The organism is Halorhabdus utahensis DSM 12940 (assembly GCF_000023945.1).
GTDB lineage: Archaea > Halobacteriota > Halobacteria > Halobacteriales > Haloarculaceae > Halorhabdus > Halorhabdus utahensis.
Genome location: NC_013158.1, coordinates 2241023 through 2261412 on the forward strand (window position 1 = coordinate 2241023; position 20390 = coordinate 2261412).

Here is a 20390-nt window from a genome sequence, read left to right on the forward strand (position 1 = left end):
GCCGGCCCCGTCAGTCGTCGTGCTATCACCGCTCCTGCTGGCACGTAGCCTGCCGGTTCCGGCCGCCAGACTGTATTCAAATCTCTCCGTTGACGATGTCCGCGACCCGCTGGCGGTCGAACAACTCGTCGTCCCCGGTTACGTCGCCGAACGTCTCGGGATAGAGCTGTTTGGCGGCACGCTCCGTCAGGAAGAGGTTCTGGATCGGGCCCTGATAGAGGAAGCCGCCGCGGTAGACCTGCCCGTTCTGGACGGCCGTCAGTTCGCTCCCGACGGGGTGGTCTTCCATGTACGCGAGCACCGTGTCGCGGAACTCCTGGGCCGATTTGCGCTCGTGGCCCCGGACCAAGAGTACGTCCGGGTCGACCGTGAGCAGGTTCTCGTAGTCGAGTTCGCCCCGATCGGTCGTGCTGAGCCCCTCGATACCGGTGCCGGAGAGGGCGTCGGCGACTCCCAGGTCCCGCCACTGCTTTTTGCTCGTCCCACGGTCGTTGAGCCGGTACGGCGAGAACGTCTCGGGCTCGTCCGTCCCCTCGAAGGTGAGCATGACGTTCGGCCGCTCGCTCGCGGGCGGCATCCTCGCCTGGACGTCCGCGAGGAACTCCTCGTGGAGTGTCTCGAACGCCTGGAAGCGCTCCTCCCGCTGGAAGAGCTCCGCCAGCTTCTCGAAGGCCTGGTACAGCGTGTAGTAGCGGTAGTCGTGCCAGGCGTCCTCGCGCCGGAAGATCAGGTTCGCGAACAAGGGCGCGACGTTCTCGCGGATCTCACTGACGTCTGCCGGCCCCCAGTCGAACCAGTTGATCAGCATCTGAGGGTCGTACAGGAAGACGTCGCTGTCCAGCGCGTAGAACTGTTCTTTGGTCCGCACCTCGGGGTCTTCCTCGATCTGCTCACGATCGACGCTGACACCGGGTAGTTCGTCGTAGACGTACGAGTAATACCGGTCGGCGAACCCGATTCCCTGGATGCCGTCGCCCTTGCCCAGCGCGACCGCCATGTCGGCGTAGTCGCCGCTGTACGGCGTAAACGTCTCGGGTACCTCTTCGAAGCTGACCTCCCCGACAGGTGCCATCTCGACGGTGTAGGGGGTGTCGGCTGTCGTTTCCGTCGCCGTTTCGGTGGTCGTCTCCGCCTCCGTTTCGGTGGTCGTCTCCGTCTCCGTCGCCGTCTCGGTGGGTGTTGCGGTCGCCGTTTCCTGGTCGGCCGGTTGGGCCGTCTCGGTACGTTCCCCACCGCTACAGCCCGCGAGCAGGCCGCCGGTCCCGACCGCCAGGCCGTACTTCAGGTACTCACGTCGTGTCGGTGTCGTCCTCGAACCCGCGTCGTCACTCATCTCAGATGTCTCCGTTGATGACGGCCGCGACGCGCTCGCGGTCGAACAGCTGTTCCCCGGCCGGAATCTCGGGATAGGGGCCCTCGGTGTAGCGTGGCCACTCGCCGAACTGGTCGGGGTAGAGCTGCTTGGCCGTCATCTCCAGCTGGAAGAGGTTGAGAATGGGACCCTGATACCGGGCGCCCTGCGGGTAGACCCGCTCGCTCTGGACAGCGGTGATCTCACTCGCGACCGGATCGGACTGGAACTCCTCGCGACGCGCGGCCAGATCGGTGTTCGGTTCGAACCCACCCAGATGCAGGATCACGTCCGGGTCGGCCTCCAGCAACGCCTCGTAATCGATGACTGAGGCAGACTCGACCTCGCCGTCGAAGGCGTCTCTGGCACCGAACGGGCGGGTGTGTGCGGTCAGGAATCCGGGTTCGTCGAGCGTGTAGGCGTAGATCTCGTCGAGGTCCTGGGCGGCGATCATCACGACAGAGGGCCGCTCGGATTCGTCGGGGAGGCGCTCTTCGATAGTTCCCAGTAGGTCCGCGTGGATCGCCGCGAGTTCCTCATACCGCGCCTGTTCGCCGAACAGTTGCGCGACGCGTTCGAACTGCTCCCACAGCGTGTAGTACTCGTAGCCGTCCGCATAGGCGTCCGGCGGCTCCTGGTGGGTGTCACTCAGCGAGTTGCCGAACCAGGGCGAGACACCGCTTTCGATCTCCTCGATGTCGGCAGGGTCCCAGTTGTCCTGTACCGTGATCCAGGCCGGGTCAGCGAGGTGGATGTCGCTGTCGAGTTCGTAGAGTTTCTCCTTGGTGGGTTGCCACGAGGAGTACAGCCCCTCCCAGTCCAGCGTGACGCCAGGTAGTCGTTCGATGAACTGGTTCCACAGCCGGTCGTAGTACGCCGGCGCGTGCATCGCGGTGATGGTGTCACCGCGACCCAGAGCGAACGCCATGTCGGCATGATGCGTGAGCCGGGTGAAGACGGTCTCAGGCGGTTCTTCCAGGCTGACCCGCCCCATCGGGGCGATCGATGCGCTGTACGTGTCGGACTCGGTTTCCGTCGTCGTCTCCGTATCCTCCGAGGTGGTAGCTGTCTCAGTCGGATCCGACGGCGTCGCCGTTTCAGTCCGTACCGACGTGGTCGCCGTCTCACTGTCGGGGTCGCCCTCGTCGTCCGTGGCACTACTCGAACAGCCGGCCAACAGGCCGCCCACGAGCGCCGCGCCGCCGTACTTGATCGCCTCTCGGCGGGTCGGTGTTTCGGGTGCTACTGACTCCCCGCTCGTCGAACTCGAATCGTCTCCCATAGATTTTAGGCAAGCCTAAACCAATAAAAGGCCACCGATTTTAGGCGAGCCAAAAATAGGGGTGCTGACAGACAACCCGTCGTATCCGTGCCTGCCAGCGGTCGGAGTGCTTGCCCACCATCCCGGTCGGGCACGTCGTTGCGATGCGAGAGCGGGAGTCGGCCGAGCCGTGGGGGCAGTCGTCCCCGGCGCTCACGACTGCTTGTCCGGGTCGCCCTCGTGGCGGGGGTGGAGCGGTTCGATCCGTGGCCCGCGGGGCGTCCGCTCGACCGCGGCGTCGATCTCGAAGACGTCCGCCAGGAGCCTTTCGGTGATGACCGCCTCGGGCGGCCCTCGCGCCCGGATCTCGCCGTCCTTCAGTGCGATCATCCGATCGGCGTGCCGAGCGGCTTGCTGGATGTCGTGCAGGACGACGACGACCGTCATGTCGCTGTCGTCCCGGAGCGTCCGGACGATCTCCATCACTTCGAGCTGGTGGTGGAGATCCAGGAACGTCGTCGGCTCGTCGAGCAACAGGACGTCGGTGTCCTGGGCGAGCACCATCGCGATCCAGACCAGTTGCTTCTGGCCGCCGCTCAACTGGCCGACCTCGCGCTCGCGCAGGTGCTCAACGCCCGCCAGTTCGATCGATCGGTCGATTTCCCCGCGGTCGGCGTCGGTGAGGCCGTCGAAAAAGCCCCGGTGGGGGTAGCGGCCGTGTTCGACCAGCTGTTCGACCGTGATGCTATCGGGGGCGACGTTCTCCTGGGAGAGCAGGCCGAGCTTTCGCGCGAGTTCTTTGGTCTCCATGTCGTGAATATCGGTGCCGTCCAGCCGGACGACGCCGGAGTCGAGTGCCAGCTGGTCGGCCACCCCTTTCAGGAGTGTGCTCTTGCCGCTGCCGTTCGGTCCGACCAGAGCGGTCACTTCGCCGGGCGCGACCTCGATCGACGCGCCGTCGATGACCGGCTGGTCGCTCGACGGGTAGCTGATGACGAGGTCGTCGCCGCGGAACTCGCTCGCTGCCGTCTCGCCGTCGGCGCGTCCGTCCTCGGGCTGCTCGCCGTCGGCCGGCGTCTCGCCGTTCTCCCGTGATACGGGCTCCTCGATCACTTGGCTGACACCGCCGTCCGGTTCGGGCGTTTTCCCGGGCATCAGATCTCACCCATCGTGTCCTGTTTGCGCATCAGGTAGAGGAAGTATGGGCCGCCGAGCAGCCCGGTGACGATGCCGACGGGCATCTGCTGGCTGCTGCCCGCAAGCACCATGAGGCCCAGCCTGGCGCCGACGTCGGCGGCGACCATCAGCGCCGGGCCGGCGAACAGACAGCCGACGACCAGATGCTTGTAGTCGCTCCCGACGATGTTGCGGACCATGTGCGGGACGATCAGGCCGACGAAGCCGACGATGCCCGCGACGGCGATGGCTGCCGCGGCGGCCACCACCGCGACGGTCGAGAGGGCAAAGCGCATTCGCTCGACGTTCATGCCGAGCGAGGAGGCCGTCCGCTCGCCCAACAACAGCACGTTCAGCTGTCTCGCACTGATGACCGAGAGCGCGACGACGGGGATCGTCCAGGGGAGTGCCATCCGGACCTGCTCCCAGTCGACCCCAGTGAGCGACCCCGTCGTCCAGGCGATGGCCGACTGGACGACGCCGATGTCGCTCGCGAAGAAGAACAGCCCCGTTTGGAGACTCTGGAAGACGGTGCCGACGATGACGCCCGCCAGAACGAGGCGAACCGGCGACGTCCCGTTCTTCCAGGCGATCGCGTAGACGAGCAGGAACGCGCCGATCCCGCCAAGCGCGGCGATGATCGGGAGCAACGAGGAGATGTCAAGCGCCACCGAGCCGACGACGTAGGGTATCACGAGCGTCGCGCCCGAGAGGGCCACGAGGACGAGGAGGATCATCAGCCCCGCCCCCGAGGAGACGCCCAGGATGAACGGACTCGCGAGTTCGTTGCGGGTCACCGCCTGGAAGATCGCCCCGGAGACCGCCAGGTTCATGCCCACCAGGATCGCGACGAGGACTCTGGGAAACCGGATGTTCCAGACGATGAGGCTCCGTCGGTTCATCTCGGGCAGTTCGGCACCGAGCACCGGAAACTCGGCCCCGAAGACGAAGTATCGCCAGGCCTGTAGGTTGAAGATGACGTCCGGATTGAACAGGGCCTGCCAGGCTTCGATCGGCGTCGTCGAGAACGAGCCGAAGCTCACCTGTATCAGGGTGCCACCCACGATGACGAGGAGACTGCCGAGGACGACCGTCCACAACGAGCCTGACAGCCAGTCGAACGCGCGACGATGCCGGGAGACCGAGTCCGTGGCGGTGGCTGATTCGCCCGCCATGCTCAGTCACTCGCCTCCGTTACCTCACGCTCGGTGTCGGCGTCACGGGCGGCCTCGATCTCCCTGGCGCGGGCGAGGACCCGCTCGTCGTCGAGCTGTTCGAGCAGGCGGTCCTGGCCCCGCTCGCGGCGGCTCGCGATCGCATCCTCGTCGATGTAGCTAGCGAGGATGCGGTCGATCTCGCGCTCCCTGGTCGCTTCGGTCAACTCTTCGCCCGCCACGCGATCGTCCAGATACTCGCGCCACCGCTCCCGGTCGTGCCACTCCGCGTCCAGCTCCGCCCACCGACGGACCCAGTCGTAGTGGTCGGCCACTTCTTCGGGGAGTCCCGACGCGCGGCGGTGGTCCCGGAGGAGCGTGCGAGCCGTCGCCGCCCCGCGGCCGGCGGCGATGATCGCCTGCTCGTCAGCGGGAGAGGGCGTGGCGACGTAGAGACCCTCGATCGGTGTCGAGCCGTCGGCGTCGGGATAGTCACGGTCGAAGTGGTCGGTTTCCTCGCTATCGCCTGCACTGGTGGTGACCATCTCATCGTCGGCGTCGAGGGGCCAGAGGTATGCCCCGTCGTAGCGCGTCGCCGCGATCACCCGACGGGCCGTGACCGCCCCTCCCTCCTGTGGGGTGACGACGAAGCCTCCCGCCACGGGGGTCTCGAGGGCCTCGACGGATTCGACGAGGTCCTCCCTTAGGGCACAGCCGGCCGCACGGACGTGGTCGTGGAGTAACTCGCAGTAGGTCTCGATGTCGATGCCAGCCGGGAAGCCGGGATAGTTTTCGAGATGTGCACACCGCCGGATCGAGGACCGACCGCGGTCGAACACCAGCGTGTCGAGGCCGTACCGGGCGGTGAAAATCCCCGCCGAGCAACCGGCCGGGCCGCCGCCGATGACGACCACGTCGTGGTCGTATGCACTCGTCGCTTCGCCGTCAGGATCAGTCATGCGTCGAACTCACCAGTGACGATGGCAGCGCTACGCTGCCGGTCGACCAACCCTTCCTCGTCGTGATCCTCCGGTCACGTTCCTCGTCCATGGTTTTAGGCTAGCCTAAAGAATATAAATGCGTTCCGGATTTCAGGCTAGCCAAATCCACTCGGCACCGGGACTGACGTTCGTTCCGGGCCGGGCAATATACATATGATCGCCCCGCGTGTGTCCGGACGATGGTGGCGCATGGACGTGATCGACAGTGGTGACCGACGCCTTCGTCGACCTCGTCGGGACCAACCGTCTCATCCAGGCACTGGTCGGCGGGATCGTCATTGCCACGCTCAACCTGCTCGGGGCGTCGCTCGTACTCGTCTGGCGCGACCCGAGTGAGCGTGCTTTGGACGGGGCGCTGGGCTTTGCGGCCGGCGTGATGATGGCCGCGGCCTTTACCAGTCTGATCGTGCCAGGGATCGAGGCCACCGAGATCATCGTTCCGGGGCTGGCAGCCGACGGACTCCTCAGGCCCCTGCCCGTCTTGATCGGGATCGCACTGGGGGTTCTCGTGCTCGATCGCGGTGACGCACTCGTTCCCCACGCCCACATTCTGCTCACGGGTCGGAAACGCGCCGACGCCGCCGGCCAGTCCGAACAGCTCCCGATCGACGACCCGCGGATCGCCTCCGTGGTGTTGTTCATCCTGGCGATCACGCTGCACAACGTCCCCGAGGGGCTCGCGGTGGGCGTCGGCTTCGGCTCCGGTGACGTCGGCGGGGCGCTGGCACTGATGCTCGCGATCGGTATCCAGAACATCCCGGAGGGGCTGGCGGTTTCGATCGCGGCGATCAACGCCGGCCTCGATCGCCGACTCTACGCCGCGGTCGCCGGGATCCGGGCTGGCGTCGTCGAGATTCCCCTGGCCGTGATCGGCGCGCTGGCCGTGACGGTCGCCACCCCACTGCTGCCCTACGCGATGGGGTTCGCCGCGGGCGCGATGCTGTTCGTCATCAGTGACGAGATCGTCCCCGAGACCCACACCCGCGGCCACGAACGCATTGCCACGCTGGGCACGATGGCCGGCGTGCTCGTCATGCTGTACCTTGACGTCGCACTCGCGTGATCCGGTCGCAATCGCCCGCCGTCGGTCACCTGCCGAGAGTGGTCGGCCGCTTGCAGGCCGCCTCGAGTGGCGCCTCGTGCTCGATCCCCGGGAGTCGCATCGTCGCGACGGTCCCCGGCGGGTCGCCATCGCCCGACCGGAGCTGGAAGGAACCGCCGTAGCGGGTGACGATCCAGTTGACCAGCCAGAGGCCAAGCCCGCGCCCGTGGGCCAGCGGCGTCTCTTCGCCGCTCGCGATCACGTCCGTCTCCAGGTCGGGCACCCCCGGGCCGTCATCGGCGACCGTCAGCTCGATCCACTCGCCGTCGTCCCGGGCGGTGATCGTGACCTGCGTCGGCGGATCGTCGTCGTGTTCGAGGGCGTTCTCGACGAGTTCCGCGACGGCGATCCGGGTCTCGGCGCCCGCACAGATCTCCCGGTCGGTGGCGATCTCGTGAGTGAGTGTGGCTTCTGGGTGCCGATCCAGCGGGTCAGCGACGGCCTCGGCGACGACCGTCGCCGGGTCGAGGCGTTCGGGTTCCCAGGGCTGGCGCGCGAGGCGTTCGAGTCGACGGGCTCCCTCGGCCAACTCGAGGACGTCACCGACGATCGACTCGAGTTCGTCAGCCACCGCCGCGCCCGCCTCGCTCCCCCGGAGGCGATCGCTCTGACCCAGCAGCACCGTCATGTCGTTACGGAGGTTATGTCTGAGGACGCGGTTGAGCCGTTCGAGGAGCTTCTCGCCCCGCTTGCGATCGGTCACGTCGTCGTGAAAGCCAAGGACGTGGGTGACTGCCCCGGTCGCGTCGGTGATCGGCGTGGCCGTCATCCGGTTCCAGAACGGCCGACCGTCGCTCGTGTACGTGATCATTTCGACAGTGACAGTCTCGCCGCGCTCGACGTGCTCGCCGATCCGCTCGACGGTCTTCGGGTCGGTCGCCGGGCCGTGCAGGAAGCGGAACTCGGCGTCGTCGGCCTGGCTCGCGTCGTAGCCCGTCAGCCGCTCGAAGGCGTCGTTGACGTAGGTGATCGACGCGCCCGCCCCGTTGACGGTGGTGATCGTGATACCGATCTCCGCCTCGTCCATGGCCCGGGTCCGGATACGGAGCGCCTCCTCGCGGGCCTGCCGGTCGGTCACGTCGCGTGCGACACCCTGAACACCGGTCACGGTGCCGTCCTCCGTGATCGGCCGGGCGTTGATCTCGAGGGTGACCGGATCGTCGGCCGCGTCGTGGAACTGCACCTCCTGCAGCTCGACGGTCTCGCCGTCCATGAGCCGCCGGTGGAGTCGCGCCACGGTCTCGACCGCCTCGGGGGCGATAAACCGGTCGAGGGGGACCCCGACGACGCTCGCCCGATCGTAGCCCAGCACGCGCTCGATGGCCGCGGAGACGTACGTGACCGTCATGTCGCGGTCGAGCCGGAACAGGGCGTCGAAGCTCGTCTCGGCGATGCCGCGGAACCGCTCGCGCTCGGCGTCCAGGCGCTCGTTGCGCGCCGCCAGTTCCCGCGCGTGGCGACGCCGCTCCAGGGCCTGGCCGGTCAGGCGCGCGAGCAACTCCACGAACAGCTCCTCGGCCTCGGAGAACGCCGCCTCGCGAGGCTCCTTGTCGCCGAAACAGACCGTCCCGTACACCTCGTCGTCGACGACGATCTTGCACCCGATGTAGGCCCCGAGGTCGAATGTCTCGTAGGCATTCTCGCTGATCGCCGTCGAGACCGCCGCATCCTGGACGCTCAACAGTCCGTCGAGCTCGACAGTCCGCCGGCAGTAGGCTGCCTCGATCGGACAGGTCTCGCCGGGCTGCAACAGCGGGTGCTCCCCGATCGACCTGACGATCACCTGTTCGCCGTCGTCGATGCGCGAGAAGAACCCGATCGACAACCCGAGCCGTTCAGTGCCGACGACGAGGCCGTCCGCCACCGCCGACTCGACGTTCTGATCGCGGTCGGTGAACGTCTCGTAGATTCGTTCGCGCGCTGTTGCCCCATCAATCTGTGGATCGTTTCTCATCGGGCTTCCGTCTCATATGTCACTTGGACTGCCGGCCTCATAACGGTTTCAGCGGATCGGTCCGTCTACATCTGCCTGTCGAGGTACTCGGGGTGAGAGGGATGCCAGTGGCGTACCCACCGTTTCCCGGGAAGTAAAGTAGACGGTCGTCGTTACTTCGCGTGATGACCGATCGGACAGTCGGTTCGATGGACGGCAAGATCTCCCGGCGAACCTTCCTTGCGGTCGCCGGCAGCGGGGCGCTCGCAGGACTGGCAGGCTGTTTAGCGGAGGGGGGCCCAGCAACGACCGAGACGACACTCACTCTGACCGACCCGGAGACCGGCGAGACGGCCACGCCAGTCGACACCGAGGAAGTCAATATCGGTCGCATCGAGTTTTACTACTTTGAATTCTCCCTCGATGGGCCCACCGAGGTGACCTACCAGGTCGACGTCGTTCGTGGCGAGCCCGTTGACGTCTACGTCGTGACGCCCGAGGCGTACGAGATCCTGGCCGAGGAGGAGTCGGGGTTCGAGGCTATCGAGGGCAGTGTCGTCGAGGAGACGTACTCGGGGAACGAAACGGTCTCGCTGGACAGCGGCGACTACCGGTTGATCATTGCGAACGTGAACGCGGATGTCACGCCGGAAAACGCGTAAATCGGCCGGTTTCTCGGGTCGTCAGTCGTCTTCGATCAGGAACGCCCTAGCCGAACTTATACGAGACGCCGCTGCCGTTCTCGGGGTACTCCCAGACGACGTTGCCATGTGAGCAGGCCCACCGGCAACTGCCACATTCCAGGCAGTTCTCGTAGGCGATCGTCGGGACGCCCTCGTCGTCTTCGTCACGCCAGACGTTGGCGGGACAGACGGAGACGCAGTCCTGAGTGACGCACTTCTCCTCGCAGATCCCTGGCAGTTCCACATCGAGGTGGGACTCGCCGGGGTCCTCGTACTTGACGGTGTAGAGGCGGTCTTCGATCGATGGCTGTTCGACGTCGGGGGTTCCGGGTTGTGCACTCATTGGTCTAGATGAACATCTTGCGGTATTTCCAGGCTTTCTTCGCCGCACCGAGATAGCCGCCCATCGCGCCGACGAGGCGCTTGCGGGCGGATTTCGTGTGGCGGGTCTTCGGTTCGTCGTTCATCCGGAAGTAGTCGGTCTCGGCGTCGGCGATGGCCCGCGGCAGGTCGTCGAAGAGGAACTCCTTGTCCTCCGCGGCGGCGTCTAAGAACCACCCGTAGTGGTTCAGGTTGTCCATCACCCACGAGTCGGTGAGGTCGTCCTCGTAGTCGGCGAGGGCCGCGGCGTCCGTCCGGCCGGACGCCACTGCATCGGCGACCGCCTTCCCGGCGTGATACCCACTCTCGACGGCCATGTTCGTCCCTTCGAGGTGCAGGCCGTTGTTGAGCACCAGTCCGGCGGCGTCGCCGGTGATCACCGCGCCGTCGTGGACGAGGTCGGGCATTGCCTCGGGGCCACCCTCGGGGATCGCGTGAGCGGAATATTCCACCATCCGGCCGCCCTTGACCAGCGGTGCAACCGCCGGGTGGGACTTGAAGTCATCGAGCACGTCGTCGGGGGTCCGGTCGTCGTGGACGGCGTCCTCGATCGAGTAGACGACGCCGATGGCGAGCGTGCGCTTGTTCGTGTAGATGAACCCGCCGCCGACGGCATCGCCGACCGCGCCGTCGCCGAAGTAATGCATTGCCGCACCCTCCTCGTCGGTGAGGTGGAAGCGATCCTCAATCTTCTCGCGGTCGTACTTGCGGACTTCCTTCGCGGAGACCGCGACGTCTTTCCGATCTTGGGGCTTGGACAGTCCGGCCCCCTCGCTGACCAGCGAGTTAGCCCCCTCGGCGAGGACGACCGTCGGCGCGTGTAGCCGTCCGTCCGGGCGGTCGGTCTCGACGCCCGCGATGGTTCCGTCCTCGCGGACGAGATCAGTGACGGTCGTCTCGGTGAGCAGCGTCGCACCCGCCTCGACGGCCTGCTCGGCGAACCACTCGTCGAAGTCACCCCGGAGCACCATCCAGGAGTCGTTGTGCGGTTCCTCTTTCCAGGCCGCCGGCTGCATCGAGACTTCGGTCGCGTCGCCCTCCTCGCTAAGCATCGAGAAGGTCTTTTCGGCGACGAACCGTTCTTTGGGCGCGTCGTCGAAGTCCGTCAGCTCGCGGATGCGCGGGGTGAACATGATCCCGCCGAAGACGTTTTTCGTCCCGGGGGAGTTTCCCCGCTCCAGCATGATCACGTCCAGGCCCTCCTCGGCCATCGTCAGCGCGGCGGCACTCCCCGCGAGTCCCGCGCCGACGACGATCGCGTCGAACTCGCCGTCGTAGCTGGGCGTCTCGCTGGTCGGCTGGGGCATCGGCGGCCCCTCGCTCTCCTTGGGTTCGGGTTCAACGCCGGCGTCCTCGCCTGACTGAGCGTCGGTACTCATGCTGACACCTCCTGGCTATCTCCGAGTCGCTCACGGAGCAGGTCGATCAGTTCGGGCAAGACATCGGCGTAGTCGGCGACGATGCCGTAATCGGCGTTCTCGAAGATCGGCGCGTTGCCGTCGTTGTTGATGGCGATCACCGTTTCGGAGTCGTCCATCCCCTCGACGTGCTGGATTGCTCCACTGATTCCGACGGCGATGTAGAGCTTCGGGCGAACGGTCTTGCCGGTCTGGCCGACCTGGCGGGCGGGTTCGATCCAGCCCTCCTCGACGGCCTCCCGCGTGGCGGCGACCTCCCCGCCGAGCAGGTCGGCGAGTTCCCAGAGGGGATCGAAATCCCCCTCCAGCCCCATCCCGCCGGCGACGACGACTTCGGCGTCGGTGATGTCGGCCACGTCGCCGACCTCGCGTTCGAGCACTTCGGTGAGGGTTTCGTCCTCGCCGACGACGGTCTCGACGTCCTCGACCTCCCCTTCCCGGCTTTCGTCGGGCTCGGGCGTGTCGAAGACGCCGGGGCGAACGGTGGACATCTGTGGACGGTGGTTCGGGCAGATGATCGTCGCCAGGGCGTCCCCGCCGAAGGCGGGGCGGCGCATCTCGTAGCGCTCGTCGGTGATCTCCAGTTCCGTCGTGTCGGCGGTCAGGCCGGCATGAGTCGGGACGGCGACCCGACCGGCGAAGTCCCGGCCGGTGTGGGTCCCGCCGATCAGCGCGATGTCCGGCTTGCGGATCTCGACGAGGTGACGGAACTGCTCGCCGTAGGGATCGGCGCGATAGGGTTCGAAGATCGGATCGTCGGCCACGAGCACGCGGTCCGCGCCCCGGGCGATGGCTTCCTCCGGGATGTCCGTCTCCCGAATGTCCTCGCCCATGACGAGCGCGACCAGGTCCTCGTCCTTCTGGTCAGCGAGCTCCCGCCCCTTCGCGAGCAACTCCCAGGCGACCTTCGCGACCTCGCCGTCGTGCTGTTCGACGAACACCCAGACGTCGCTGTGGGCGTCGATGTCCGCGGCGTTCTCCGATTGGGCACCGGCCGCCATCTCAGAGCACCTCCGCGATGCGATCGGCGATCTCTTCGACGTCCTCGACCGTCTCCTGCTCGCGCGGAACCGGCTCGGCGGTCGCCATCCCGCCGACCTGCGTCGGCGAGACGGCCAGCCCGACCTCGTCCTCGACGCCGATGTCGGCGGCAGACCACTCGACCGGCTCGAAGTCGGTTTCGGCGTAGATCTTCCGGTGGAGCCCCGCCGTCCGGGGCTGGTTCTCGCCGAACTCCATGGCGACGACGACGGGCAACTCGGCGGCGACCCGCTCGTAGCCACCTTCGACGTCGCGTTTCGCGACCAGCTGGTCCTCGTCGGGTCGTGGTTCGAGGTCCTCGACGTAGGTGAGTTGGGCCCAGTCGTTGTGGGCGGCGATCCCCGGCGGGACCTGTCCCGTCGAGGAGTCGGTGGTTTCCTCGCCGCCGAAGACCACGTCGGCGTCGAGTTCATCGGCTGCCCGGGCCAGCGCGAGACTCGTCGGCCAGGTGTCGCTGCCGCCGAAGGCCCGATCGGTCAGCAACACGGCGTCGTCGGCACCCATCGCGACAGCCCCACGAAGGACTTCGTGGGCACTTGCCGGCCCCATTGTGAGGGCCGTGACCGTGCCGCCGACTTCGTCACGGACCTCCAGGGCCGCCTCGACGGCGTTGTAGTCCGGCGCGTTCATGACTGCCTCGGCGTCAGCCCGGTTGAGGATCCCCGTGTCGGGATCGATCGATACCTCCGCGGCATCAGGCACTTGCTTGACACAGACGACGATGTTCCAGCCGTCGGTCATCGTTGCTTTGACCCCCTATATAGTGGGCTTGCGATTCGGTTCACACCGGGAGAAGGGATCCTAACGATAGTAAATGACAGCGCTATTCCCAGCTCTTGGGAACAGTATTGCCCGAAATCGGTATGCATAACGCTTCTATTGGCCCCCTGATATCTGGGGTCGTCTCCAGGGCGAACCGGTTCGGATCAGTTATGTGTGACCGGGGATCTACGAGAGATCCGTGACGATGGATTCGAACTCGTCGTCGCTGAACGCCCGGAGTGTTTCTGTCCGGACGTTCCCTGCTTTCCCGAGGATGAGGGCATACTCGGCGGCGGTCTCGTCGTCCGGGAACGCGGCGATGGCGATCCCGTCGTATTGGCCCATCGTGAGGTAGAAGTCTTTGAACTCCCCACCGAGGTCCGCGACGAGGTCCTTGTGGGACTCGAGGCGGTCCGGGCTGGATTCGACTGTCGAGATTCCTTGCTCCGTATAGCGTAGCAGTGTCAGGTACGTTGGCATTGGTGATCACGCTCTTGTCGGGGCCCCCAACCAGTCTCGGTGGACAGCGGCTTGGCACTGGGCACACCCGAACTGTTGGCAAGCCACAATCGTGAACTACCCCGTCCTACTGCGCTCGGTCTGACGACCTCGCTCGTTGAGGGCGGGGCTTCCCCGTTCGATGACGCGACTTGCAGATACCACACGGGTATCCGTAGCGGTCGCAGTCTCCAGGGGCGCGGATTCGGCCTGTCCCATGCCTAATTCAGAAAAAGCACGCTGAAGGATGTTCTTCGCGGCGTTGGCGTCCCTATCGTCTTCGTATCCGCACGACGGACATGAGTGCTCGCGCACCCACAGGGGTTTCTCGGTTTCAACGCCACAGTTGCTACACTCCTTGGTAGTTCCACGTGGGTTGACTTCAACGAGGTGCGTACCGGCGCTCTCAGCCTTGTATCGCAGTATCTCGATGAAGGTTCGCCACGCGGAATGTGCTGTGTTTCGACTGTTTCGGTCTTGCTCCATCATGCCGCGAACGTTCAGGTCCTCGACGGCCACCACGTCGTAGGTCTCGACGTAGTAGTGGGCGAGCTTGTGCAGGAAGTCGCGGCGTTTGTTCGCAATCTGGTCGTGCCAGCGGGCGACGACCATCCGTTGTTTTTCGTAGTTGTTCGACCTCTTCTCTTTTCGCGAGAGCTTCCGCTGTTCTCGTCGTAGGCGCTCACGTTCGTCCGAGAGGTCCAACGATTCCACGGCGGTCCCGTCGGTGTCGTGAGCGTACTTCAGGATACCCACGTCGATACCGACAGCATCTTCGGGGTCGATGGTTTCGGGGGCGGGTTTTTCGGGTTGTTCGTCGATCTCAATGCCGAACGTCGCGTACCATTTCCCCGAAGCGTTCCGTTTGATGCAGACCTGCTTGATGGTCGCGTTCTCGGGAATCTCGCGGTGGTACGCGATTGGTATCTCACCGATCTTGCTCAGTCGAAGCCGATCCCGTCGGGTGTCGGTTCCAATGAGCTTGAACCCGCTTTGGCTGTAGGTGAACGACTTGTACCACCCCGCGCCCTTCCAACGAAGCGCACCGACGTTGTACCCGTTCTCCTTTTGCCCTGAGAGTGTACGAAGGTTGTTGTAGAGCCGTTCTACGACGACCTGAAGCACCTTCGAATGGATCTGCTTCAGGTCGGACCATTCGCGTTTCAGGTCAGGGAGTGTGTTCTTTTGGGCGTATTCCGAAGGCACGTCGTCGGCTTCGTTGAGCCGGTTCAGGAAGTGGTTGTAGACCTGTCTACAGGTATCGAGCGTCCACGCTAACGCCTCCCGTTGGTCGTCCGTCGGATAGAGCCGATACCTGTAGTTGTAGTTCATCGGTCGTTAGGGGGGTCCGTGCGCTGGCTATCGACGTATTCGATGAGAACATCAAGCGACGCTTGCCCGGTGGAAATGAGACAGTATGAGTCTGTCCAGAACGAATCACCCCAGAGCTTGTGCTTGATTTCGTCGTGGAACTCGTTTCGAATCCGTCGCGCGGTGCTTCCCTTGAGCGTGTTGATGAATTTGGTTAGGTCGGTACTCGGCTTGGCCTTGAACAGGATGTGTACGTGGTCGCCATCTGCTTCGAGGCGTTCGATTTCGACGCCGTAGTTGTCTACGAACCCCTCAATGGCTCCGCGCATGAAGTTCTTCATGTCCTCCGTGAACACGTCTCTCCTGTATTTGACTACCAAAACGAGGTGGTAGTGCAAGGTGTACACGGAGTGCGAACTTTTGTCGAGGTCGTACACCATTGGCCTTTGCCTACACTCTAATCTCCTCACCCAAATGGAATTATTGTTTCGTTTGGATACCCTGTCTCGCACGACACCCTAAGACGATCAGAGCTTACGGCGCGTATCCCCTCCCTACTCGCTCGCTTCGCTCGCTCCTGGAGGAAGGGGTATTGCGCCTGTTAAAAGATAAATGTAGTCCACGTAACACTCCGCCAGAAGGATTATACGGAGACCTGTATTACCCTTCGTAATCAGGTGGTTTGTCCTGTCATCAGCCACGCCAGCGATGATCGGCGTACCGGTCGTGGCCTATCACGGGCCGGACGTCGAGACGCTGGTCGACCGGTGGACGGAGTGCGACCGGCCGTTCACCCTCCGGTCCTGGGAGACAGTTCGTTCGACGGCTGGAGCCGACAGTCGATCGGTCGACTGCGTCGTCGTCGAATCTGACGCCGAGGCCGACGTCAGTGCGTGGATCGACGAGATTCACGAACACGTCGGGTCAGTTCCGATCATCGTCGTCACTGTCGGGCAGATAACTGACCTCGAGTCGGCGGTTCCCGACGGGGTGACGAGTCACTTTACCGTGTCACCGGACGTCGATCGTGTCGAGTTACTTTCGAAGCTCGCGTCGCTGGTTGAGGAACACGTCACTGCCCGTGACGCGCGGTCGATGCTCGACTCATTGCTGACGAACGTGCCGTTCTCGATGTACGCCAAGGACCGCCGGGGGCGACACGTCGCTGTCAGCGACGTGGTGCCCTCCATGATTGGTGCCCCGTACATCGAGAACCCGGAGGGCAAACGTCATCACCATCCGACCGACATTCTCGGCAAGACCGACTTCGATCTGTACTCGGCTGCCCTCGCGACCGAGAGCCTCGCGGACGATCAGTCCGTTGTCGAGACCGGCGAACCCATCGAGCAGCGGATCGAGGAATCCCACGCCGAGAGCGGACTCGGGACGAAACTCATGACGACGAAATTCCCGTGGGATGGCCCGGACGGGAGTGTCGTCGGCTCCATCGGTGTGACCTGGGACATCAGCAAGCGCAAACAGTACGAACACCAGCTCAAGCGCCAGAACGATCGAGTCAGGCGACTCGCGACCATGGTGAGCCACGACATCAGAAACCCACTGTCGGTGGCAGTCGGTCGGCTGGAGGTTGCTCAGACGACCGGTGATCCCGATCAATTCGATGCCATCGGGCGTGCCCTCGATCGCATCGACGCCCTCGTCGCCGATATCATCACCGTGATGCGACAGGGCGAACCCGCGACGGATCTCGACCCAGTGGCACTTGGAGATATTGCCCACGATGTCTGGGAGAACTGTGCGTTCGAGGGGGCCGTCCTCCGGGTGTCGACGACGGTGAGTGTCTACGCCGATCCCGGTCGCCTCCGGCTGTTGCTCGACCATCTGTTCACGAACGCCGTCGAACACGGGCGTGACGGGACCGACGATATCACGATCACGGTCGGCGAGTTGCCAGACGACGGCGGGTTTTTCGTGGCTGACGATGGCGTGGGCATCCCGACTGACAAGCACGAACAGGTGTTCCAGCCGGGTCTCTCGGGGTCGGACACGTCGACGCTTGGCCTCCCGCTCGTCGCGACCATCGCCGACGCCCACAACTGGACGATCCGACTCACCCAAAGCGACGACGGGGGCGCACGCTTCGAGTTTCACGGCGTTCGTCAGTTCGACGCCTAGTCATCGGCGGCGCTGCCGGGACCGGTGGCTGACGTGACGTGTTCCCGATAGCTTCGCGTGCAGTCACCCCCTGCCAGCACAAGGATCGCCAGACTGCGTCCGCAGAACACACACCCGACTTATACACCGAGCAGCTTCCACGCCCGAGCGTGGTCGCCGTCCATCCGCGAGAGGATCGACCGCGCACGCTCGCTGGTCTCCGTATCGACGGCGACGTGGACCATCCCCTCGCCGGGTTGCCCATAGACGACGCTGGCACCCGGCGGCGCGACCACCATCGCGGGCAACGTTGCGAGGTCCTCCTCGCCGTCGACGACGACGATGGTCGAGGGCTCGTCGCGATCGAGTGCCTCGACAAGTGCGCCAAGAAGGGCTGCCGTCACCGTCCCGGCCGGATTGTCGACCTGCACGCGGTACTCGAACCACCCCTCGTCCTCGACGATCCGCTCTCTGATTCCAGCGTCGACCGCGCTCCGCTCGGTTCGCTCGTCGATCAGCGAGACGTCCGGCGGCCGACCCGCTTCCAGCAGGTGGTACGTGACGATATCGCCCACGGCGATCAGGGGATCGCCCGCTTCGGCCAGTAGCGAGTCGGCGTCCGTACGGACGGGGCCGAAGGGCTCTTTCAGCGCACTCCGGAGGGACTCGGGGAGGGATAGCACGATCTCACGCTCCGGGTCGGCTGTCCCACTCTCGACCGGCGTCGATGGTTCTTCCGACACGGTCTATCGAACCTTCAGCGCGTACTTGCCGGGTTCGGTGACTTCCATCTCGGTGGCGATCTCGCTCTCCTCGGGATGGGTGATGATGACGTAGCCGGCCCAGTCCTCGGTGAGCGAACTCGACCCGCAGGCCTGGCAGACGTCAGCTTCCGGGTTGTCCTGCACCCGGTGGCACTCCCGACAGACGTACCGATCGGCCATCAGTTCTCACCCGCTTCGGCGCGCGCCTTGCGCTCCTCGTCGAGCCAGCCGTGCTTGCCCAGCCCGACCTGTTTGGCCGTCAGGCCGATCTTTGAGTCCCGGGGGTTGCGCTCGTCGATGGACTTGGTGACGATCCGGGCGCGCACCGAGTCCCCGACGGTCAGCGTCCGATTCGAGTCCCGGGAGGCGAGTTGCTGGTTCTCGCCGTCGTATGCCAGGTATTCGTCGGAGATCTGGGAGACGTGGAGGAGTCCGTCGACAGGGCCGATCCCGACGAACGCGCCGAAGTTGACGACCTCGACGACCTCACCGTCGACGACCTCCTGCATCTGCGGATCGAAGGTGAGGGCGTCGAACTCGGCCACGTAGTAGACGCCGGGCTCGTTGGGGACGACTGCCCCCTCGCCGATGTCGTGGACCTCCGTCACGCTCACGACGCTGCCGACGTCTTCGTCCATGCGGCCTTCGAGTTTCTCCTGTAGCAGTCGTTTCACGAGCCCCGGCGTCACGTCTGCCAGATGCTCGGGCGGTACCTCGACCGTGTCGCGCAATCGAACCCGTTTGTACATGTTATGGTTGAGTGATCGCGAGTTTGTTCCGGCCCCTTAAACCAATTACTGGAACGTCCGCAGCGAGGAGGGCTTGGCGGAGCGGCCCATCGTTGGTGACCGCGTAAGCCTCTAATTCGCGGGCGAGTTCCAGCACCGCATCGTCGGCATTGGTCGCGTCGTGATCGACGACCCGACACCGCTCGACGAGGTCGCGACCGACGCTCGCCGCCGTCGCCTCCTCGCCGCCACCGTCGGACAACCGATCGAGTTCCGCCACGACCGCCTCGGGAACGACCAGGTCCGTCTCGCCGATCACCCGATCGAGTTCCTCGAAGACGCGGACGTTACATTCGACCGGCATCATCAGTGCGTTGGTATCAAGCACCGCAGTCATTCACGGAGCGTCCCGACGCCGATCAGCCGCCAGCGTGCGCCGATCCGGCGATTGATCGCGATCTTCGCCCCTTCGCGGGCACACACCGGCCGTTTCAGCGCCACTTCGGCCTCGCCGTCGCGGGCGCTCGTGACCGACCCGACGGTCGTCGCCGTCCCGATCGTGAGCATGAGCGGCTCGCCCGTCGAGATCTCCTCGACCTCGTCGGTGTCCTCGGCGACGATCCGGTCGAGCAACTGGATGTCCATCGTGAACTCCTCCTGGACTGGGGGGAGCGTGCCGGGCGGGCCGGCGATCTGGCCCGCCAGCGCGTCACCCTTCGTCAGCGAGGGATCGAGTCCCGTCCCGACGCCCAATAGCCCGCCGGGCGTCACCTCGTCGACGCCCTCGCCGCCGGCCTGCAGCGACCGGACCGTCGTCGTGACCGGTCGCCACTCCGTCTGGCCGCCTTCCTCGACTTCGCGGCCGGGTCGGAGTTCGATCTCGTCGTCGGCTTCGAGGCTGCCCTGGGCGAGACTCCCGCCCAGCACGCCGCCCGACAGCGAGTCCCAGGTCGTCCCCGGGCGATTGATGTCGAAACTCCGGGCGACGAGCATCTCGGCGTCGGCGTCGAGGTCGCGGTCCTCCGTCGGGATCTCCTCCTCGACGGCCTCGATGAGCAGGTCCATGTTGACGTTCTGGCCCGCACTGATCGGGACGATCGGCGCGTCCTCGGCGACGGTGCCTTCGATGAAGTCCTGAATCTGCTCGTAGTTCCGTCGCGCTTGGTCGGCGTCGACCAGATCGACCTTGTTCTGGGCGACGACGATGTTGTCGATCCCGATGATGTCAAGCGCCATCAGGTGTTCCTCGGTCTGTGCCTGCGGAACGTCCTCGGTCGCCGAGATGACCAGGACGGCCCCGTCCATGATAGCCGCGCCGGCGAGCATCGTCGCCATCAGCGTCTCGTGGCCGGGCGCGTCGACGAACGAGACGGTCCGCAAAACGTCAGTCTCGACGTCGTGTTCGGGACACTCCTCGGCGACGGTGTATCCCGCCGCGTCCTCGCCCTCCGGACAGCGCCGGAACGTCGCGTCGGCGTACCCCAGTCGGATCGAGATTCCGCGTTTCATCTCCTCAGAGTGCTGATCCGTCCACTCCCCGCTGAGAGCTTCGACGAGCGTCGTCTTGCCGTGGTCGACGTGCCCGACGAGTCCGATGTTCACCTCCGGGTGTCCGTGTGTTCCTGTCATCTCCAGAGTAATCGTGACCGAACGTTCCCGCCTGGCAGTCATAAAGGTACTGTTCTCGGCCCGCTGGTGTCTCCCTAGCGGG

Annotated in this window: 21 protein-coding genes; 3 read left to right on the forward strand and 18 right to left on the reverse strand. The window is 65.1% G+C overall.

Translation table 11 applies throughout. The features are described 5' to 3' along the window. Positions 1-76: 76 nt before the first annotated feature. The 5 genes from HUTA_RS10705 to HUTA_RS10725 form a co-directional block, all read right to left on the reverse strand. Complete coding sequence (locus HUTA_RS10705; protein ID WP_015789927.1) at positions 77-1333, reverse strand: ABC transporter substrate-binding protein; 1257 nt, start codon at positions 1331-1333, stop codon at positions 77-79. Between the two features lies 1 nt (position 1334). Beyond that, complete coding sequence (locus HUTA_RS10710) at positions 1335-2633, reverse strand: ABC transporter substrate-binding protein (protein WP_015789928.1); 1299 nt, start codon at positions 2631-2633, stop codon at positions 1335-1337. A gap of 192 nt (positions 2634-2825) precedes the next feature. After that, positions 2826-3767 carry an ABC transporter ATP-binding protein gene (locus HUTA_RS10715; protein ID WP_015789929.1) on the reverse strand — a complete coding sequence of 314 codons (942 nt, stop codon included), beginning with the start codon at positions 3765-3767 and terminating at the stop codon, positions 2826-2828. Further along, entirely contained in the window at positions 3767-4963 is a 1197-nt protein-coding gene (locus HUTA_RS10720) for a FecCD family ABC transporter permease (RefSeq protein ID WP_015789930.1), read from the reverse strand. Before HUTA_RS10720 ends, HUTA_RS10715 begins: the two co-directional genes overlap by 1 nt. Positions 4964-4965: 2 nt before the next feature. Further along, complete coding sequence (locus HUTA_RS10725; protein ID WP_015789931.1) at positions 4966-5901, reverse strand: NAD(P)/FAD-dependent oxidoreductase; 936 nt, start codon at positions 5899-5901, stop codon at positions 4966-4968. Between the two features lie 247 nt (positions 5902-6148). Between HUTA_RS10725 and HUTA_RS10730 the strand changes: the two genes are divergently transcribed. Further along, the gene (locus HUTA_RS10730; RefSeq protein ID WP_015789932.1) at positions 6149-7006 is read left to right on the forward strand and encodes a ZIP family metal transporter; all 858 of its coding nucleotides are present in this window, start codon (positions 6149-6151) and stop codon (positions 7004-7006) included. 25 nt (positions 7007-7031) lie between these two features. Here HUTA_RS10730 and HUTA_RS10735 read toward each other — a convergent pair whose 3' ends face one another. Further along, a complete protein-coding gene (locus HUTA_RS10735; RefSeq protein ID WP_015789933.1) occupies positions 7032-8999 on the reverse strand; it encodes a PAS domain S-box protein in 1968 nt (655 codons plus the stop codon). Between the two features lie 164 nt (positions 9000-9163). On the opposite strand from HUTA_RS10735, the gene HUTA_RS10740 reads away from it, so the two are divergent. Continuing rightward, entirely contained in the window at positions 9164-9640 is a 477-nt protein-coding gene (locus HUTA_RS10740; protein WP_015789934.1) for a twin-arginine translocation signal domain-containing protein, read from the forward strand. A gap of 46 nt (positions 9641-9686) precedes the next feature. On the opposite strand, the gene HUTA_RS10745 is transcribed toward HUTA_RS10740, so the two are convergent. The 7 genes from HUTA_RS10745 to tnpA all read right to left on the reverse strand — a co-directional run bounded on the left by HUTA_RS10745 (position 9687) and on the right by tnpA (position 15512). Next, the gene (locus HUTA_RS10745) at positions 9687-10004 is read right to left on the reverse strand and encodes a ferredoxin family protein (protein ID WP_015789935.1); all 318 of its coding nucleotides are present in this window, start codon (positions 10002-10004) and stop codon (positions 9687-9689) included. 4 nt (positions 10005-10008) lie between these two features. Continuing rightward, positions 10009-11349: an FAD-dependent oxidoreductase gene (locus HUTA_RS10750; protein ID WP_015789936.1), complete on the reverse strand. Its 1341-nt coding sequence runs from the start codon at positions 11347-11349 to the stop codon at positions 10009-10011. 68 nt (positions 11350-11417) lie between these two features. Continuing rightward, complete coding sequence (locus tag HUTA_RS10755) at positions 11418-12461, reverse strand: electron transfer flavoprotein subunit alpha/FixB family protein (protein WP_015789937.1); 1044 nt, start codon at positions 12459-12461, stop codon at positions 11418-11420. A 1-nt stretch (position 12462) separates the two neighbouring features. Next, entirely contained in the window at positions 12463-13242 is a 780-nt protein-coding gene (locus tag HUTA_RS10760; RefSeq protein ID WP_015789938.1) for an electron transfer flavoprotein subunit beta/FixA family protein, read from the reverse strand. Between the two features lie 207 nt (positions 13243-13449). Further along, positions 13450-13743, reverse strand: coding sequence for a GYD domain-containing protein (locus HUTA_RS10765; protein WP_015789939.1), 294 nt, complete (start codon positions 13741-13743; stop codon positions 13450-13452). A 96-nt stretch (positions 13744-13839) separates the two neighbouring features. Then, on the reverse strand, positions 13840-15093 hold the full coding sequence (locus tag HUTA_RS10770; protein ID WP_015789940.1) for an RNA-guided endonuclease InsQ/TnpB family protein: 1254 nt from the start codon (positions 15091-15093) through the stop codon (positions 13840-13842). Beyond that, positions 15090-15512, reverse strand: coding sequence for an IS200/IS605 family transposase (tnpA, locus tag HUTA_RS10775; protein ID WP_015789941.1), 423 nt, complete (start codon positions 15510-15512; stop codon positions 15090-15092). Before tnpA ends, HUTA_RS10770 begins: the two co-directional genes overlap by 4 nt. A 268-nt stretch (positions 15513-15780) precedes the next feature. On the opposite strand from tnpA, the gene HUTA_RS10780 reads away from it, so the two are divergent. Continuing rightward, positions 15781-17208 (forward strand): ATP-binding protein, encoded by a 1428-nt coding sequence (locus HUTA_RS10780; RefSeq protein WP_015789942.1) that lies wholly within the window; start codon positions 15781-15783, stop codon positions 17206-17208. A gap of 119 nt (positions 17209-17327) precedes the next feature. On the opposite strand, the gene HUTA_RS10785 is transcribed toward HUTA_RS10780, so the two are convergent. Genes HUTA_RS10785 through HUTA_RS10805 form a run of 5 tightly spaced genes read right to left on the reverse strand, consistent with a single transcriptional unit; the run spans position 17328 to position 20308 of the window. Further along, the gene (locus tag HUTA_RS10785) at positions 17328-17930 is read right to left on the reverse strand and encodes a GTP-dependent dephospho-CoA kinase family protein (RefSeq protein ID WP_049941324.1); all 603 of its coding nucleotides are present in this window, start codon (positions 17928-17930) and stop codon (positions 17328-17330) included. Between the two features lie 3 nt (positions 17931-17933). Next, positions 17934-18134, reverse strand: a complete 201-nt coding sequence (spt4, locus tag HUTA_RS10790) for a transcription elongation factor subunit Spt4 (protein ID WP_044950789.1) — start codon at positions 18132-18134, stop codon at positions 17934-17936. Next, positions 18131-18700, reverse strand: a complete 570-nt coding sequence (locus tag HUTA_RS10795) for a DNA-directed RNA polymerase (protein ID WP_015789944.1) — start codon at positions 18698-18700, stop codon at positions 18131-18133. The genes spt4 and HUTA_RS10795 overlap by 4 nt, the downstream gene beginning before the upstream one ends. Before the next feature lies 1 nt (position 18701). Then, on the reverse strand, positions 18702-19076 hold the full coding sequence (locus HUTA_RS10800) for a PIN domain-containing protein (RefSeq protein ID WP_015789945.1): 375 nt from the start codon (positions 19074-19076) through the stop codon (positions 18702-18704). Then, entirely contained in the window at positions 19073-20308 is a 1236-nt protein-coding gene (locus HUTA_RS10805; protein WP_015789946.1) for a translation initiation factor IF-2 subunit gamma, read from the reverse strand. The genes HUTA_RS10800 and HUTA_RS10805 overlap by 4 nt, the downstream gene beginning before the upstream one ends. Between the last annotated feature and the right edge of the window lie 82 nt (positions 20309-20390).